Below are 15,919 nucleotides of genomic sequence, written 5' to 3'. Positions count from 1 at the left end.
GGGTTCTTTGCAGGCTTTCGCGTGAGGAGGCTGGTCAGCCCTTGACGCCGCTGGAGGCGATGCTGTTGATGAAGGATCGCTGGAACGCGATGAAAAGGACCACCACGGGAATGGTGATGAGGGACGCGTAAGCCATCACCTCGCCCCAGGAGACGTTGAGCTGGAAGAAGTACTGGATGCCGATCATCACCGGGCGGAGTTCCTCGGACTGGACCACCATGAGCGGCCACAGGTAGGAGTTCCAGGCGGGCAGGAAGGTCAGGATGGCCACGGTGGCGGTCGCCGGTCCCGCGAGCGGCATCACCACCTTGCGGTAGATGGTGAACCAGCCCGCGCCGTCGATCCGGGCAGCCTCGTCCAGTTCCTTCGGGATGGACTCGAAGTACTGGTGGAACAGGTAGATGGAGAACGCGTTCGCGATGAACGGGATGATCTGGACCTGGTAGGTGTCCAGCCAGCCCTTCGAGATCTCGAGGCTGAACCCGTTGAGCTCAAAGTACGGCAGCTGGTTGACCCACCACACCAGCGGCAGCGCCAGCGTCTGGAAGGGCACGATGAGGGTGGCGAGGATCGCGGTGAACACCACGCGCTTGCCGCGGACCTCCATCCGGGACAGGGCAAACGCGCATAGGCTGTTGATGAAGATGCCTAGCACCACCGTGACCGCGGAAATGCCGATGGAGTTCATCAGGAAGCGGGCGGCCGGCACCCGGTCGAACACGGCCGCGTAGTTGTCCAGCGAAATGTTGCCGACCGGCAGGAACGCCGCCACCGAGGACATGTCGCCGAAGATCTGCTGGTCCGGCTTGAGCGAGGACACCATCATGAACACGATGGGGAAGGCGGCGACGGCGGCGAACAGGAGGCGGACCGCCGTGGTCGCGGCATTGCCGAGACCCTTGGAAATGAGTGTCTGTTTCACGTCAGTCCTTCTCTCGGGTCAGGTAGCGCTGCACTGCGGAGATCAGCAGGACGAGCACGAAGAACACGAGCGAGATGGCCGAGGCGTAGGAGGTCTCCTGCTGCTTGAAGCCGGAGCGCACCGCCTCGTAGATGATGGTGGTGGTGGAATCGAGGGGCCCGCCCTGGGTCATGACGCTGACCTGGTCGAAGAGCCCGAGCGCCTGGATGGTGATGGTCACCAGGACCAGGGTGCGGGTGTGGGTGAGGCCGGGCCAGGTCACGAAGCGGAACTGGTGCCAGCGGCTGGCCCCGTCGAGTTGGGCGGCCTCGTAGAGTTCCCCGGAAATGCTTTGCAGGCCTGCGAGCCAGATGATCATGTGGAAGCCTGCGGCCTGCCAGATGGACAGGGCAATGATGGCCGGCATGGCGGTGGCGGGATCGTTGAGCCAGTCCGGGCCGTTGATGAGGCCGAAACTGGCCGCCGACAGCAACTCATTGATCAGGCCGTCCTTGCGGTACATGAACATCCACAGCAGGGACACCACCACCATGGACGTCACCACGGGAAGGAAGTAGATGGTGCGGAAGAAGTTCACGCCGCGGAACTTCTTGTTGATCAGGAGGGCCATCGCCAGGGCGAGTCCGGACTGGACGGGCACCACCACGACGGCGAAGTAGCTGACGTTCAGCAGTGAGCGCCAGAACACGGGATCCGCGAAGAGCCGCGCGAAGTTGTCCGTGCCGACAAACTCGACGGGCCGCGGGGAAACAAGCCTGGCGTTCGTGAATGCCAGGCCGAAGCCCAGGATCGCCGGGAGAAAGACGAAGGCGAGCAGGAGGACCGCGGCCGGGGCGATCATGCCCCACCCGCTGATCTGTTCGCGAAGGTGGCGCGGCCGGCGACGCGGTTTGCTGGGCGGTGCGGCCGGGGCCGGGTCCGCCAGACGGCGGCCGGGGGAGGGGAGTTGGGTGGTTGTCATGGTTTTCTCCGTCGACAGTCAGGGCCTGAGGTACTTTCGACGGCGGTTGCGCACCGCCGTCGAAAGTACCGTTTGGCAGCCGGCTAGTTCTTGTAGCCGCCGTTGGACTTGATGTTGGCGTCGATGGCCTTGACCGACTTGTCCAGCGCCGTCTTGGGGTCGGCGCCGGCCAGGATGTCCTGGACAGCCTTGCCGTATTCGGTGGCGATGAAGGGATAGGCCGGGGTTTCGGGGCGCATCACCGCGTAGTTGCGGGAAAGTTCCATGAAGATCCGGTTTGTGCCGCCTTTGGCGAACGCGGGGATCAGGGCAGCGGCCTCGTCGGTGGCCGGGATGGTGCCCGTTGCCTTCGCCACCGCGGCCAGGTTTTCCGGCTTCAGCGAGTAGGACAGGTAGTCCATGGCTGCCGCGGAGTTGTTGCAGCCGCTGGTCACGCCCCACTGCCAGGAGGCGCCGCCGATCTTGGGGCCGGTCCCGAGGTCCACGGACGGCATGACCACGAGGTCCTTACCTACCGCTGCGCGTGCCTTGTCCGCGGCCCAGGAGCCGGTGTAGAGAAGGCCGCTCTTGTTGTTGAGGAAGTCCTGGGTGGAGTCCTTGCCGCTCTTCTTCGCCATGAAGCCCTGGTCGGCAAGGCCGCGGAACCACTGGGCCCACTCGATGGCCTTGTCGCCATTGAGGACGCCGTCTGCCGACTGGAACCCGTCGCGGTTGATCAGGTCCCCACCGAAGGACTGCAGGAACGGGGAGTAGGCGTAGGGCAGCCATTCGCCGGTTCCGGCGGTACCCATGTCCAGCGGGTATTCCCACTTGCCCAGCGCCTTGAGCTTGGTCAGCGCGTCCTGGAACTCGTCCTTGGTCCACGGCTTTTCGACCGTGGCGACGCGGATACCGGCTGCCTTGAGGTCAGAGGCGCGTGCGAGCATCGCCAGTGCGACGTCATAGGTGCCAACGGCGTAGGTCTCGCCCTCCCATTTGGCCACCGTGCTCGGCAGGTTCTTGGAAACATCCGCGTCGAGTTTCAGGGGTGTCAGGTACTTCGCCCAGGCCCAGTTGGGAACATTGGGGCCATCGATGTCAACAATGCAGGGGAGCTTTCCGGCGGCCGCGGCCGAGACCACGGAGTCGTTGTAGGAGTCCTGCGGGAACGCCTGGACCTTGATCTTGGCCTTGGCACCGGCGCTCTTGTTGTAGGAATCGACGATGTTTTCAACCGCCTTGAGTTCTTCGGCGTTGCCCGCGTTGTGGGTCCACATGGTGATCTCATTGGAGCCGGCGGACGGGGCAGAGGCGCTGCCCTTGCCGCAGGCGCCCAGGGAGCCGACAAGTGCCGCCGCAGCTACACTGGTGGCGAGGATCCGGGTGAATCGCTTGTTCATGATGGTCAATCTTTCTGCTGAATTTGGGCGTGGGAGATTGCCCCGGGTCCTTGGGGACGCGGCCGGTGCAACGGCTGCGTCCCTTCTTATTGCGGTCCCCGGGCGGCGGAGCAGTGGAACGGTGTGGTGGTGCCGGCTTGATGCCGGCAATCGGCTAACGTGGCGGCGGGCCGAGCGACCCCCGCTCAATCAGGGGGCAGTCCAGTTGCGTCTGGACTGCGGGTGCGCCGGGACTTTCGATGTCGTCCAGGATTCGGTGGACCGCCCAACTGCCCATTTCGTAGTGGGGAAGGGCGACGGTGGTGAGCCCCGGCCAAAGGGCGTCCGCGATGATTTCGAGATTGTCGATTCCCACAATGGACACGTCCTCCGGAATGCGCAGCCCCAATGCGGTGGCCGCCTGGTAGGCGCCCATTGCAACCCTGTCACTGAAGCAGAACAGGGCTGTGGGGCGGTCGGGCTGACCGAGCAGGCCCAGGGCGGCCTCGCGGCCTCCCGTGGTTTCGGGCTGGCCGATCACGAGGTGGCGGGGGTCGTGCTGCAGGCCGTGCCGCCGGAGAGCGTTGAGGAAGCCCTCCCTGCGGCCGTGCGTGGCGGGGATGTCGTCGATGTTGTTGATCATCCCGATCCGGGTGTGGCCCGCCTGGATGATTGCTTCAACGGCCGTCTCGGCGGCGCCCACCTCGTCGGGGATAACCGAGGAAATGGACTTGTCGTCAGTGATGGAATCCAGCAGCACGGTGGGAAGCCCCTCCAGTTCCGCGGGGACCTGCACGCTTTGGTGGTACATCCTGGCGTAGACCACGCCGTCCACCTGGTGCTGCCGCAGCATATTGATTTCACGGTTTTCCAGCTCGCTGTCCAGGCCCGAATTGACCACCATCACCACGTAGCCGCGGTCGTAGGCGGCGTCCTGCGCCCCGCGGATCATGGCCCCGGCAAAGGGTGTGGTGGTGATTTCGTCACTGACCAGGCCAAGGATCTGGGAGCGCTGGTTGCGCAGTCCGCTGGCCATCTTGTTCGGGGCGTACCCAAGATCCCTGGCCACGTCCCGGACGAGTTGCTGCGTCGCTGCCTTCACCCGGAAGCTCGTGGCATCGTTCAGGGCATGCGACACCGTGGTGACGGAGACCCCGGCGGCCTTGGCCACGTCGCGTATTCCCACTCTTGTCGTCATTGACTTCCCTTTGCAAAACGTTTTGTATCTGGTGTGAAACACGTTACACAAAACGTTTTGCAGTTGTCAACGGGACGTCCGGCTTTACCTTGATCCCGGTCCCATGGCGAGGCACTTCACGTCACGACACGGGCTCTGTCAGCCGGAAAGGGCGCTAGTTTCGTAGACTCGATGGGTTCGACAATGTCTCCTCTCCAGGGACAAGCCGCCACAGGAAGAGCCATCGATGAAGATTATCGTCCTAGTAAAGGAGGTCCCCGACACGTACGGGGACCGAAAACTGAACCTTGAAACCGGCCTCGCCGATCGAGGAGTCAGCGAGGCAGTCATTGATGAGATCGGTGAGCGGGCCCTGGAGCTGGCACTGACGCACGCCGACGCGAACGAGGGCACTGAGGTCGCGATTCTCTCCCTCGCCCCCGAAGGTGCGACGGCAACCATCCGCAAGGGGCTTGCGATGGGCGCGGGAAGCGCCACCCACGTCTCTGACGAGGCGCTCCGGGGTGCGGATCTTGGACTTACCGCTGAAACCCTCGCCGCAGCGATCCGCCGCATGGGGTTTGACCTGGTGATCACCGGCAACGTCTCCACCGACGGATCCGGCGGCATGATTCCCGCGATGCTTGCAGAATTGCTTGACGTGCCGCATGCCACCGGCCTCAGCTCCGTCGAGATCAGCGACGGTGCGGTGTCTGGCTCCAGGGCCGTTGACTCCGGCGTGCAGAAGGTCTCAGCCAACCTGCCCGCGGTGATCTCCATTACCGAGGCACTTCCCGAGGCGCGCTTCCCGAACTTCAAAGGCATTATGGCCGCGAAGAAGAAGCCCCTTGAGGTCCTGACCCTCGCGGACCTCGGGGTCACGGCCGACAATCCGGAGGCGGCGCGTTCGATCATGCTGACCGTTGCGGAGAGGCCCCCGCGCGCGGCGGGCGTGAAGATCATCGACGAGGGTGATGCCGGCGAGAAGCTCGCTGAGTTCCTGATCGAAAACCGACTGGCCTAAGGATCAACGACATGACTGAATTCCCTCGTGACGCAATCCTCGTCGTCGTGGAAGCCCGGGCATCCGGTGAACTCGAGAAGGCTGCGGCCGGGCTCTTCGGTGCCGCCGCTGCCGTTGGCACCCCGGTTGCATTGGTGCTTGCCTCACCCGGCGCCGGGAGCGCCGCCGCCGCGGAGGCCGCAGCCCTTGGTGCCGCGCGCGCACTCATCGCGGAGAGTCCGGATCCTTCCGTGCTTGGGGTGCCGGGCGTTGACGCGCTTGCCGCCGCCGTGGAGCAGGTGCAGCCGGACGCCATCCTGATTTCGCATTCCCTGAACGGGCGCGACCTCGCCGGACGTTACGCTGCCCGTTCGCGTGCGGCGATTTCCGCCGATGCGGTCGGTGTGTCCCGTGATGACGAGGGCGTCGTGGCACAGCACTCCGTCTACGGCGGCGCCTACAACGTGACGTCGACGTCCACGTTTGGGGCACCGGTGATTACGGTCCGCCAGGGCTCCATCGAGGCGCGGGCGGCGGCTCAGCCGCAAGAGTCCGAGACCTTGGCCGTGACAAGCTCCGCGAAACCGGCCGCGCGGATCGACTCCTTCGAGGAGGCAACTGCCGCCACCTCGCGGCCGGAGCTGCGTGGTGCCGCGAAGGTTGTCGCCGGTGGCCGAGGCCTCGGCTCGGAAGAACAGTTCGCACTCGTTGGACAGCTCGCCGATACCCTCGGTGCCGCCGTTGGTGCGTCGCGCGCCGCGGTGGATGCCGGCTACGTCCCGACGTCGCATCAGGTCGGCCAGACCGGGGTTTCCGTGTCACCTCAGCTGTATGTCGCGCTGGGCATTTCCGGCGCGATCCAGCACCGGGCCGGCATGCAGACCGCGAAGATGATCGTCGCCATCAACAAGGACGGGGACGCGCCGATCTTCGAGGTCGCGGACTACGGTGTGGTCGGCGACGTCTTCAAGGTTGTTCCCCAGCTCATTAGCGCACTTGAGGCCCGGAAGAAGTAGCGATGGCAACTCTGTCTCGGTCCATCCGGCGGGGCCTGCCGCGCGTCGAAGGTGGCGAACCCTGGCCTCCAGCAGGCCAGGCGTCCGCACACCTTGCCACGGCAGAAGCGGCCGATCTGCCGGCGTCAGTTTCCGCGGTGGAAGCGGCAGAAGCGGCCGATCTGTCGGCGTCAGTTTCCGGGGTGGAATCGGCCGCTGCCGCGCCCTCCGCCCCGGCTGCTGTCCAGGAAACGGCGCCGGGTGCGGCGCTGTCAGCGCCGGTCCCGGCGGTGATTCCAGGCTCCGCGGTGGCGCGGCAGCTTCGCCGCGGCCTGCCGCGCGTGCCGGGCGGTGAACCTTGGCCGCCAGCGGGAGAAGCTCCGGTACCGGTGGCGGCTCTGTCCGGGGCTCCGGCCTCCGGCGCCGCTGCGGCATCCGCCGTAGATGCAGCCGCAGATGCTGCCGGGGCTGTTGCTGCCGAGGAAGCAGCGGTGCCGGCAACGGAGGCGCCTGCAGCGGCTCCGACAGACACGCCCGCCACACGGACGACGAGAACCACCTCGCTGCGTCGCGGGCTTCCCCGTGCCCCCGGCGGCGAGCCGTGGCCGCCGCCTGGGCTTGCTCCGGCGGCCGCTGCCGCCCCCGCGGTGCAGACACATCACGAACGCGTTGCCGAGGCTGTCCCTGCCCCGGTTATCAGCGTGGTGAAGGCCGACGCCGAGACGGAGCCCTCGGCGTCGAGTGCACCCGCGGCCGCACCGGCGGCCACCACCGTCCCGGCACCCGCGGCGCAGTCCGCCGTCACCGCCCCGGCACCGGTGGCACAGCCCGCCGCCGTCGCGGCACCCGCGGCCACGACCGCCCCGGCGCCCGCTGTCGCCGCCGTCCCGGCGCCCGCGGCACGGCCCGCCGCCGTCGAAAAGCCCGTGAAGCCCAAGGCCGAGGCAAGGCTCTACGGCTCACGGACCCTGGGCCAGTGGATCAAGCTCGTCGTGCTCTTCGGCGTCGGCGGAGTGGCCGCCGCAGCGATTCTTGTGCTCGCCGCGCGCGGCGTGACGACGCTGCCGGGCGTGCCCGAGTTCCTTGAGAGATACCCCGGCGCTTATGACCTGCCCGATACGGTGGAGCCCGGCTTCCCATGGTGGGCACAGTGGGCGCACTTCCTGAACATCTTCCTGATGGTGCTCATCATTCGCTCCGGCTATCAGGTACGCACGCAGCAGAAGCCGCCGGCGTACTGGACGCCAAAGCGCGGTGGCAAGAAGATCAGCATCAACCTGTGGCTGCACCAGTCGCTCGACATTTTGTGGCTGGCCAACGGGCTCATCTTTGTGGTGCTGCTGTTTGCCTCGGGCCGCTGGGTGAGGATCGTGCCGAGCAGTTGGGAGGCCGTCCCGAACGCGCTCTCCGCGCTCCTGCAGTACATGACACTCGACTGGCCCGTTGAGACCGGCTGGGTGAACTACAACAGCCTGCAGCAGATCATGTACTTCGTGGTGGTCTTCATCGCGGCCCCCGTCGCTGCGATCACGGGTGCGCGCATGAGCGAGTTCTGGCCGAAGAACGCGAAAACGCTGAACAAGGTCTACCCGTTAGAGCTTGCGCGCGCGGTGCACTTCCCGACCATGCTGTTTTTCGTGCTGTTCATTCTCGTCCACGTGTTCCTCGTGTTCGCGACCGGTGCGCTGCGCAACCTGAACCACATGTTCGGCGGCACCGACGTGGTGAACTGGGTCGGGTTCTGGCTCTTCGCGGCCGCCATCGCCATCACGGCGGCCGGATGGTACGCCGCCCGCCCGCTGGTGCTCGCGCCCATCGCGAAACTGTTCGGCCAGGTGAGCAGCCGCTAGGCCGGAATTCCCACGTTCAGCGGCGCAGCAGGTAATCGGCCACACCGTCGGGATTTGCCAGGGCGAGGAGATGGCCGCCGGGCAGGACGTCGGGCTCTATGCCGAGGCGTTCGCGGGCGAGCCGCTGTTGGAAGTCCAGCGGAAAGAAGCGGTCTCCCTCTCCGGCCAGGACGCGGGTCGGGATCCCGGGCCAGGCCGTGAACGTGCAGACCGATTCGAACACCGCCTCTGCTTCGGGGCGTTGATGCGGTTCGCCTTCCGCGGCCACTTCCGGCGGAACGTCGTGCAGGAAATAGGTGTCCGTGTCGAACTCGGCACTGTACCCGTGGGCCTGGGCCGCGCTTTGCTGCGCCGCAGCCCAGCCGGTGTTTCCCCACCATGCGCCGGGAGTCTCGCCCGGTACGGGGATCATCGCATTCACCAGGACAAGCCCGGCGACGGGGGCTTTTTCGCACACGAGCGGGGCGGTGAAGCCACCCAGCGACTGCGCAACGAGCACCACGTCCTGGCGTCCACCGACGGCTTCGAGCACCAGGCGCGCGTACTCGGGCAGCCCGGCGCTTTCATCGTCGCCGGGCAGATCGACAGCGACGGCTTCGTGGCCGGCCCCCTGCAGCAGCGGAACGATGCGGCTCCAGTACCAGGCCGCGCCGCCCGCTCCGGGGATCAGGACGAATCTGCTCACCGCAGCACCAGCCAAAGCACGACGGCGGGACCCCGGGTCCGGACCGGCAGTTGGCGGCCGTTCGGCCGGCTTCGGTTCGATGCGGATCTCATCTCCCCATTGTCACCCCGCCCGCGTCGACTCCGGCACCCGCAATACCCCTACGGCTGCCACCAGATGCGGCACCGGGTCCGGGTCCGTCCCGGCGGCCCACTGCATCCAGGCCTCGAACGTCGCGCCGATCAACGCGGCACACAGATACCCCGCGACATCCTCGCGGACTCCCGCTGACAGCAGGTAGGCCCTGGTCCGCTCGCGCTGCGGCGCCAGGGATTCGTAGCTGCGGCTGGCCAGTTCGGGGTGCTCGGCGATCAGCCGGAGCCGGCCGCGCGTGACCGCCAGGTCCGGCAGGACAGTAACGCCCGCGACGGCCGCGTCGCGCAGCCCGGCCAGGATGTCGCCGTCGGCCGCGCCGGCAGTGCGGGCGGAGTCCAGCACCCGGCCCGAGGCCTCGACCACCGGTTCCATGCCGCCCCAGACGAGCTCGGCCTTGCTGGAGAAGTAGCGGTACAGGCTCTTGCGCCCGATTCCCGCCTCGCGGGCGATGTCCTCCATGGAGGTCTGCTCGTAGCCGCGCTCGGCGAACAGCCGCAGCGCGAGGGCGGCCACGGCGTCGGGATCAATCGTCACCGGCCGCCCGGCGGCGCGCGGAACGGCGGTGGTCACAGCATCCGAAGGCATCCCACCAGTATTCACCCTTACATAATGACACAGAGTGTCATAAGCTGGGCGGCATCACCGTCAGCAACGTTTGGAAGGACATCATGGGCAACGAAGCTTCATGGCAGGAAGCCACCACCACCGGCCGGTTCGCCGGCAAGACCGTCATCGTCACCGGTGCCGCCTCCGGCATCGGCCAGGCCACAGCGCTGCGGATCGCCAGGGAAGGCGGCCGCGTCATCGCCGCCGACATCAGCAAGGAACGCCTGGATGACCTGGTGGCCGAGAACGCCGGGCTGGACCTGGTCCCCGTGGCCGGCGACATCTCCAGCGAGGAGACCGTGGCCGCCGTCGTCGCGGCCGCCGGCGGACGCATCGACGCCCTGGCGAACGTCGCCGGCATCATGGACAACTTCGCCCCGATCCACGAAGTGGACGACGAGCTCTGGGACCGCGTCTTCCGGATCAACGTCACCGCCCTGATGCGCCTGACCCGCGCGGTGGTGCCGCTGATGCTGGACGCCGGGACCGGCTCCGTGGTCAACGTCGCCTCCGAGGCCGGCCTGCGCGGGTCCGCCGCCGGCGCCGCCTACACCGCGTCCAAGCACGCCGTCGTCGGCCTGACCAAAAACTCGGCCGTGATGTACGGGCCCAAGGGCCTGCGTTTCAATGCCGTGGCCCCCGGCCCCACCATCACCAACATCGTGGCCACCTGGGGATCCCAGCTCGCGGCCGAACGCCTCGGCCCGCTGATGCAGGCCACCGTCCCCACCCCCGCCACCGCCGCGCAGCTCGCCGCGTCCATCACGTTCCTGCTCAGCGACGACGGCACCAACATCAACGGCGCCATCCTCGCCTCCGACGGCGGCTGGTCCGCGCTGTAAGCGCCGCGCTCAAACGCAAGCGGCCGGCAGCGGGAAGTCCCGCCGTCGTCCGCCTTCCTGTAGGAAGGGAGCGCACCGAGGAACCCGGGCGTTCGTGTTGGCTGCGGCCGGAGGGGCCTGTTTCTACGGTGCCGACCGCCGTAGGCTATGGGCATCCACCACATCGAGGAGGCACTCATGCGCACGGCAACACCCAAGAACCAGGCCGACCAGATCCGCCATCTTTCAGAGAATCTCATCTCTCAGCTCACCGAGGGGAGGGAGTGGGCGACTCCCGGAGTCGAAGCGGCATTGAAAAGAGTGGTGGCCGGGCTCGATGCCGGGATTGAATCTGCGTCTCCGAGGATCCAGACCGGACTACGGCGGCTCGCTGACGACCTCGCCGGTGGAGTGGAAACTCTGGCTCCCCGTGTTCAAGAGGGCCTGAAACGGGTTGCACCGAGTGTTGTCACGGCACCCGCGCGGGCTAAGTCGCGGCGGACGGCGTCCGGGAAGGCCTGGGTGATTGCCGGAGTGGCGGCCGTCGCGGTGAGCGCGGGAGTCGCGGCCTGGCTCTATTTTCACCGTGCGGATAACGAGCCGGTGCCGTCGGTGGATGCGCAGCGAACCAGGGGCGTGGACCCCGACCTGCGCGCCGTCTCCACAGAGGACCAGACCTGAGGGACCCGGACGGCATAGGCGGAGGGGGAACCATGGCGCTCTTCCCCCACCGGGTTAGCTGCAAGACCGTCGACGCGTTCAAGGGATAGCGGGCTGCAGAGTTGTGAGCTGGGGTTCCGCAGCGCGGGAGCGAACGACGGCGGGAAGTCCCGCCGTCGTCCGCTTGCGTGTTAAACGGCCGCTATTCGCCGGCGGGCTGGAACAACTCGACAACGTTCCCGGACGGGTCCTCCAGCAGGATCTGCTGTCCGCCCGGGCCCTTGACAATGTCGTTCCGGAACGAGACGCCTGCGGCGCGCAACCGCTCCACTTCGGCCGCGATATCGCCCACGATGAGGTGAATGCGGTTCCAGCCTCCCGGGACGGGCACCGTGCCGTCCGGCATGGGACGGCCTGCCGAGCTGGCCGGCCCGCTGAGGAGGAGCCGCAACCGGCCGCGGGTGACGTCTGCGAACGCCGGCGCGGCGCTCATCCTGACGGTGAATCCGAGATGCGTTGTATAGAAGTCGACCGCGGCATCGACGTCGGCAACCATATACCGGACGCTGACCAGCTCCGTAAGGTCGTTGGGCATTTCCGGCTCCTTTCCGAATTCGTTTGGTGAGTACCCGATGTCGATAGATAGCACTGTTGACCGGTTTGGCACACCCAGCGCAAGCCCACGACGGCGGGAGGTTCGCTACGCCCGGGAGCCGCCGGGGCCGGACTCCAGCAGCCCGCCGCCGGCCCAGCGCCGGAGCGCGAGCTTTTCGGCGTCGTCGAACTCCATGAGGGCCAGCCGGCACAGCTCTTCCACGTTTCTGGTCCACGCGGCCGCGAGTTCTGCCGACGATATCTCCTCTGAGAGGGAGCCGCCGGCGTAAACCACGCCCTGGATCACGAAGTTGACGGCAGAGCGGGACACCGGCTGCCCGGCCGCCACGCAGTCGTCCCGGACGGACCGTGCCAATTCGCTGCGGTTGCCCGAATGGTCGCGCAGCTTCGCCGCCAGGGACAGGAAGACCTGTCTGAACTGTTCTGCCGACAGCGCCGGAACGTCCGTGACCCGGGTGACCTGCTCCTCGATCGCGGGCCGGGCGTCGGAGGCCAGCGAGGAGGGCTCCGGGGAAAACCGCTTCGCGTCCCACACCCAGCCAGGCGACGGCGTGGACGAGTATTGGACGCCCTGGCCGATCTGGGCGATCCAGGCCCCGAACTTGCCGTGCCCGCCCCAATCGGTCTTCAGCGACGGGTCCGCGGTCAGGGCCCGGTGCGCCGCGACCGCTCCCGTGACCGGACCCGGCGCGGCCTGCACCAGGGCCCGGACCTCGTCGGCGGCCGACGTCGCGGACCCGGGAGTGCCCTGGGCGGTGCGGAGCGGTGTGCCAAGTCCGGCGGACGGGACCAGGCGGGGGATGCCGGCCGCGGTCCCGTTGAGGATTGCCACGAAGTCGTGGGACTCCACCACGCTGTCCGCCATCTCCCGGTATGCGAACGCCACGGCGCCGGCAGCGATGACGGTGGTCATGCGGTCGGCCGCCCGGAACCGCTGGACCAGCGAGGTGAAGTCGGCGTCGGCAGACGCGACGAAGAACTCCTCAATATGTGCCGCGCCGGCCAGGGCATCCATTGCGTCCAGCACCAGGTTGATGTCGGTGCTGGACTTGCCCCGTTGCGTCAGGGAGGGGCAGTCGATCACGCGGAAGCCCGCGCGGGTCCAGTACGGCCGGTACTTGGAGTAGATCACCGGATTGAGGTAGCAGTTGCGGATCAGGAAGCGCCGGGATTCTTCGCCCGCGCCGCCGGCGGCCAGCGCCTCCGTCCAGTGCTTGGGGTCCTCGGCGAATCTCTTCGCGGCCGCCGGGTCCAAGGCCATCAGGCCGGTATAGACGTTGTCGAAGTCCACGAACATCACGGCACGGATGCCAGGCCGCCGGGACTGGGGGAGGGGATCACTCATCGGCTCAGTGTGCCAGCAGGAGGGCGGCGCGGGCCAGAGGTGCCCGCTTCGTTGCCCAGTTGCCGTCGTGTGCCGGACCGCCTGGCGGGAACAGGAGGTCCATACGTGTGTCCGGGATCGGCCGCGCGCGCAGGAACAGCTTGCTACGGCCAGTTTTCGACTGTAAGCATCCCCGCCAGAAACCCCGCGTGACCTGCGAAGACGCGGGTCCGGGCCCGCGGCCCACCGGACTAAGATGGATCCACGTCGTCGAAATACATCCTTGTAATATGGGAATTTTCGTGGGGCGGCGCCTGCAGGCGCCGGACGGATCTTTCTGGGCCCGAGGCCCGGACGAATTGTGCAGCCGTCGGTCTCGATAGGTGGGTCCATGTGTGAATTGGAAGAGCAGGTTGGCCGATGATGTCCGGTGCGGCAGCGCGCAACAACGTCCAGGTGCATGGGCCAGAAGACGGCCCTGCGCTGGTGTTCGCCCACGGGTTCGGCACCGACCAGAGCATGTGGGGCAAGATTCTGCCCCGGTTCACCGACCGCTACCGGGTGGTTCTGCTGGACCATGTGGGCTCCGGCGGCTCCGACCAGTCCGCCTACGATTCGGCCACCTACGCCACCCTTGACGCCTACGTCGATGACCTGGTGGAAGTCTGCCGCGAACTCGACCTGCAGGACGTGACCCTCATCGGCCACAGCGTCGGGTCCATGATGGCCGTCAGCGCGGCCGCCCGGGACGCAGGGCGCAGGTTCGGCCGGCTCGTGCTGGTCACGGCCTCGCCGAGCTATCTTGACCACCCCGAGGACGGCTACGTGGGAGGGTTCACCCGGCAGGACATCGACGACGTCTTCGAATCCCTGGATGCCAACTATGTGGTCTGGGCCGAGTCGATGGCCCCGGTCTACATGAATACACCGCACGCTCCCGAACTGGAGCATGAGATCCAGGGCAGCTTCGGGCGGATCAGCCCCCGGGTTGCCCGTGACTTTGCCCGGGTCGCGTTCCTTTCCGATGTCCGGCACCTGCTCGGCGAGGTCACCATCCCGGTGCTGGTCCTGCAAAGCACCGACGACATCGTCACGCCGGACCACGTGGGAACCTACCTGCACCACGCGCTCCCGAACAGCACCCTGGTCCGGCTTGCGGCCACAGGCCACTTCCCGCAAAGCAGCGCGCCGGAGGAAACGTCTGCCGCCATCCTCGAATTCCTGAAGCCGGCATGACCCGGACCAGCACCACGGCCGTCGACTACGGGCAACTCTTCCACCAGGCGCCCGCCGGCTACATCGTTGCCGGTACCGACGGGACCATCCTGGCTGCGAACGCCACCATGTGCGCCTGGACCGGAATCCCCGAAGGCAGCCTCGACGGCACCCGCCTCCTGGACCTCATGCCGGCCGGGGACAGGCTGATGTACCGGACGCACGCCGGGCCGAAGCTGGAACGCGACGGGCACCTCGCCGAACTCTCGATCGAGCTGTTGGGACAGGACGGGCAGCGCAGGCCCGTCCTGCTGTCCGTCACCCGGACCGTGGGCGGGGCAGAACCGAGGGATTTGATGATCTTTTTCGCGGCCCCCGAGCGGCGGCGGTATGAGCGCGAACTGGCCAGCGCTCACCGGCAACTCGAGGATGCCGAGGCGGACCGCGCCGCGCTCCTGCGGGAAGCCCACCATCGGGCGCTGCATGACCCGCTGACCGGCCTGCCGAACCGGCGGCACCTCGAGGAAAACCTGCTGGGGGCCCTGGCCAGCGCCGGCGAACAGCGGAACCGCGTCGGCGTGCTGTTTTGCGACGTCAACAAGTTCAAGCAGGTCAACGACACCCTGGGCCACGCGGCCGGCGACCAGGTCCTGGAACACGTGGCGCTGATGCTCGCCCAGGCCGTGCGCGGCGCGGACACCGTCACACGCTACAGCGGGGACGAGTTCGTTGTCCTGATACCTCGGCTGGAGCACGCGGCGGAGCTCGAGGCGGTTGCGGAGCGCGTCCGGAGCTGCCTGGCCGGCGCCATCACCATCGCGGGGAGCGAGCTCCGGCTGGGCATGTCCGTTGGCCAGGCGGAAACGGCTGTCCCGGCGGACGCTGATCCGGCCGCGCACAAAGAACTGGCCACGGCCCTGCTGCTGGCCGCAGATCAGGACATGTACCGGGTCAAGACCGAAATGCGCGGGGCCGTGGGCGCCGGTTGATCCGCGGGCTTTAACGCCAAACGACGACGGCGGGAGGCGGCTCCCGCCGTCGTCGTTCGGCCCTGCTGCCTGGAACCCGGGCTTTAGGCGCCGTGGTTCAGGCTGAGGGTGAAGGTGTTCGGGCCGCTGGCGTGGACCGCGATGTTGCTCTTGGCGGTGTTGTGGCGCTCGGAGAGCTCGTGGACCAGTGCGTCCAGCTCGTGGTGCATGGTGGAGCGGTCCCAGAGCTTGTGGGTTACAGAGTTGGCAGTTTCAAACGTCATTGTTCAGTGCTTCCATTTCATGAATCCGGATGTCCGGCTGCCGCACCGATGCGGAGCCGCCGTAGGGGCCAAACCAGGAACGCCTGAGACCGTGGGCAGCTCTGCGAGCTCACCGGTTTGGCCTCATTGCGTCCACCAGGATGGGTGCCCGGCGTTTACTGCGGACGCGGAACGTCGCAGGAAATCGTCGGGCTGCACCGGCAGGAACGTCGCAGTCCCTGCCTTGCCTTTCCATAGTGCACAGCGCCGCGCGGGCGGCTCAAGCCAGATGGCGAAATTTGCGCGTGAGACTCATCACAGCCCGCTGCGGCGGAACGTGAACGGCGACGACGGCACCCGA

The 15,919-nt window shown here is 67.1% G+C and carries 16 protein-coding genes; 7 read left to right on the top strand and 9 right to left on the bottom strand.

The window, feature by feature from the left end:
• Positions 1–34: 34 nt before the first annotated feature.
• The 4 genes from AC1DDH_RS14060 to AC1DDH_RS14045 all read right to left on the bottom strand — a co-directional run bounded on the left by AC1DDH_RS14060 (position 35) and on the right by AC1DDH_RS14045 (position 4,439).
• The gene (locus AC1DDH_RS14060; RefSeq protein ID WP_439954127.1) at positions 35–922 is read right to left on the bottom strand and encodes a carbohydrate ABC transporter permease; all 888 of its coding nucleotides are present in this window, start codon (positions 920–922) and stop codon (positions 35–37) included.
• 1 nt (position 923) lies between these two features.
• Positions 924–1,883 carry a carbohydrate ABC transporter permease gene (locus AC1DDH_RS14055; RefSeq protein WP_476849686.1) on the bottom strand — a complete coding sequence of 320 codons (960 nt, stop codon included), beginning with the start codon at positions 1,881–1,883 and terminating at the stop codon, positions 924–926.
• A gap of 83 nt (positions 1,884–1,966) precedes the next feature.
• Complete coding sequence (locus AC1DDH_RS14050) at positions 1,967–3,262, bottom strand: sugar ABC transporter substrate-binding protein (RefSeq protein WP_476871411.1); 1,296 nt, start codon at positions 3,260–3,262, stop codon at positions 1,967–1,969.
• Positions 3,263–3,416: 154 nt separating this feature from the next.
• Positions 3,417–4,439, bottom strand: a complete 1,023-nt coding sequence (locus AC1DDH_RS14045; protein ID WP_476955661.1) for a LacI family DNA-binding transcriptional regulator — start codon at positions 4,437–4,439, stop codon at positions 3,417–3,419.
• Between the two features lie 226 nt (positions 4,440–4,665).
• Between AC1DDH_RS14045 and AC1DDH_RS14040 the strand changes: the two genes are divergently transcribed.
• Genes AC1DDH_RS14040 through AC1DDH_RS14030 form a run of 3 tightly spaced genes read left to right on the top strand, consistent with a single transcriptional unit; the run spans position 4,666 to position 8,266 of the window.
• Positions 4,666–5,442 (top strand): electron transfer flavoprotein subunit beta/FixA family protein, encoded by a 777-nt coding sequence (locus AC1DDH_RS14040; RefSeq protein WP_476857587.1) that lies wholly within the window; start codon positions 4,666–4,668, stop codon positions 5,440–5,442.
• An 11-nt stretch (positions 5,443–5,453) separates the two neighbouring features.
• The gene (locus AC1DDH_RS14035; protein ID WP_476955660.1) at positions 5,454–6,437 is read left to right on the top strand and encodes an electron transfer flavoprotein subunit alpha/FixB family protein; all 984 of its coding nucleotides are present in this window, start codon (positions 5,454–5,456) and stop codon (positions 6,435–6,437) included.
• Between the two features lie 2 nt (positions 6,438–6,439).
• Positions 6,440–8,266 (top strand): cytochrome b/b6 domain-containing protein, encoded by a 1,827-nt coding sequence (locus tag AC1DDH_RS14030; protein WP_476955659.1) that lies wholly within the window; start codon positions 6,440–6,442, stop codon positions 8,264–8,266.
• 16 nt (positions 8,267–8,282) lie between these two features.
• On the opposite strand, the gene AC1DDH_RS14025 is transcribed toward AC1DDH_RS14030, so the two are convergent.
• Together AC1DDH_RS14025 and AC1DDH_RS14020 are read right to left on the bottom strand one after the other, a co-directional pair.
• On the bottom strand, positions 8,283–8,951 hold the full coding sequence (locus tag AC1DDH_RS14025; protein WP_476849681.1) for an alpha/beta fold hydrolase: 669 nt from the start codon (positions 8,949–8,951) through the stop codon (positions 8,283–8,285).
• Between the two features lie 102 nt (positions 8,952–9,053).
• A complete protein-coding gene (locus AC1DDH_RS14020) occupies positions 9,054–9,671 on the bottom strand; it encodes a TetR family transcriptional regulator (protein WP_476955658.1) in 618 nt (205 codons plus the stop codon).
• Positions 9,672–9,754: 83 nt separating this feature from the next.
• On the opposite strand from AC1DDH_RS14020, the gene AC1DDH_RS14015 reads away from it, so the two are divergent.
• Together AC1DDH_RS14015 and AC1DDH_RS14010 are read left to right on the top strand one after the other, a co-directional pair.
• Complete coding sequence (locus tag AC1DDH_RS14015) at positions 9,755–10,534, top strand: SDR family NAD(P)-dependent oxidoreductase (RefSeq protein WP_476955657.1); 780 nt, start codon at positions 9,755–9,757, stop codon at positions 10,532–10,534.
• Positions 10,535–10,711: 177 nt separating this feature from the next.
• Positions 10,712–11,194, top strand: coding sequence for a hypothetical protein (locus AC1DDH_RS14010; protein WP_476955656.1), 483 nt, complete (start codon positions 10,712–10,714; stop codon positions 11,192–11,194).
• A 181-nt stretch (positions 11,195–11,375) separates the two neighbouring features.
• Here AC1DDH_RS14010 and AC1DDH_RS14005 read toward each other — a convergent pair whose 3' ends face one another.
• On the bottom strand, positions 11,376–11,768 hold the full coding sequence (locus AC1DDH_RS14005) for a VOC family protein (RefSeq protein WP_476955655.1): 393 nt from the start codon (positions 11,766–11,768) through the stop codon (positions 11,376–11,378).
• 105 nt (positions 11,769–11,873) lie between these two features.
• Entirely contained in the window at positions 11,874–13,133 is a 1,260-nt protein-coding gene (locus AC1DDH_RS14000; protein WP_476955654.1) for an NYN domain-containing protein, read from the bottom strand.
• A gap of 399 nt (positions 13,134–13,532) precedes the next feature.
• On the opposite strand from AC1DDH_RS14000, the gene AC1DDH_RS13995 reads away from it, so the two are divergent.
• Both AC1DDH_RS13995 and AC1DDH_RS13990 read left to right on the top strand, forming a co-directional pair.
• Positions 13,533–14,348: an alpha/beta fold hydrolase gene (locus AC1DDH_RS13995; protein WP_476955653.1), complete on the top strand. Its 816-nt coding sequence runs from the start codon at positions 13,533–13,535 to the stop codon at positions 14,346–14,348.
• On the top strand, positions 14,345–15,316 hold the full coding sequence (locus tag AC1DDH_RS13990) for a PAS domain-containing protein (RefSeq protein ID WP_476955652.1): 972 nt from the start codon (positions 14,345–14,347) through the stop codon (positions 15,314–15,316). The genes AC1DDH_RS13995 and AC1DDH_RS13990 overlap by 4 nt, the downstream gene beginning before the upstream one ends.
• Positions 15,317–15,399: 83 nt before the next feature.
• Here AC1DDH_RS13990 and AC1DDH_RS13985 read toward each other — a convergent pair whose 3' ends face one another.
• Positions 15,400–15,579 (bottom strand): hypothetical protein, encoded by a 180-nt coding sequence (locus tag AC1DDH_RS13985; protein WP_018775517.1) that lies wholly within the window; start codon positions 15,577–15,579, stop codon positions 15,400–15,402.
• Between the last annotated feature and the right edge of the window lie 340 nt (positions 15,580–15,919).

This window comes from Arthrobacter sp. 10T425 (assembly GCF_056393985.1).
The sequence above is the reverse complement of the archived record's forward strand: the minus strand, read 5'-3'. Positions and strand labels throughout refer to the sequence as shown.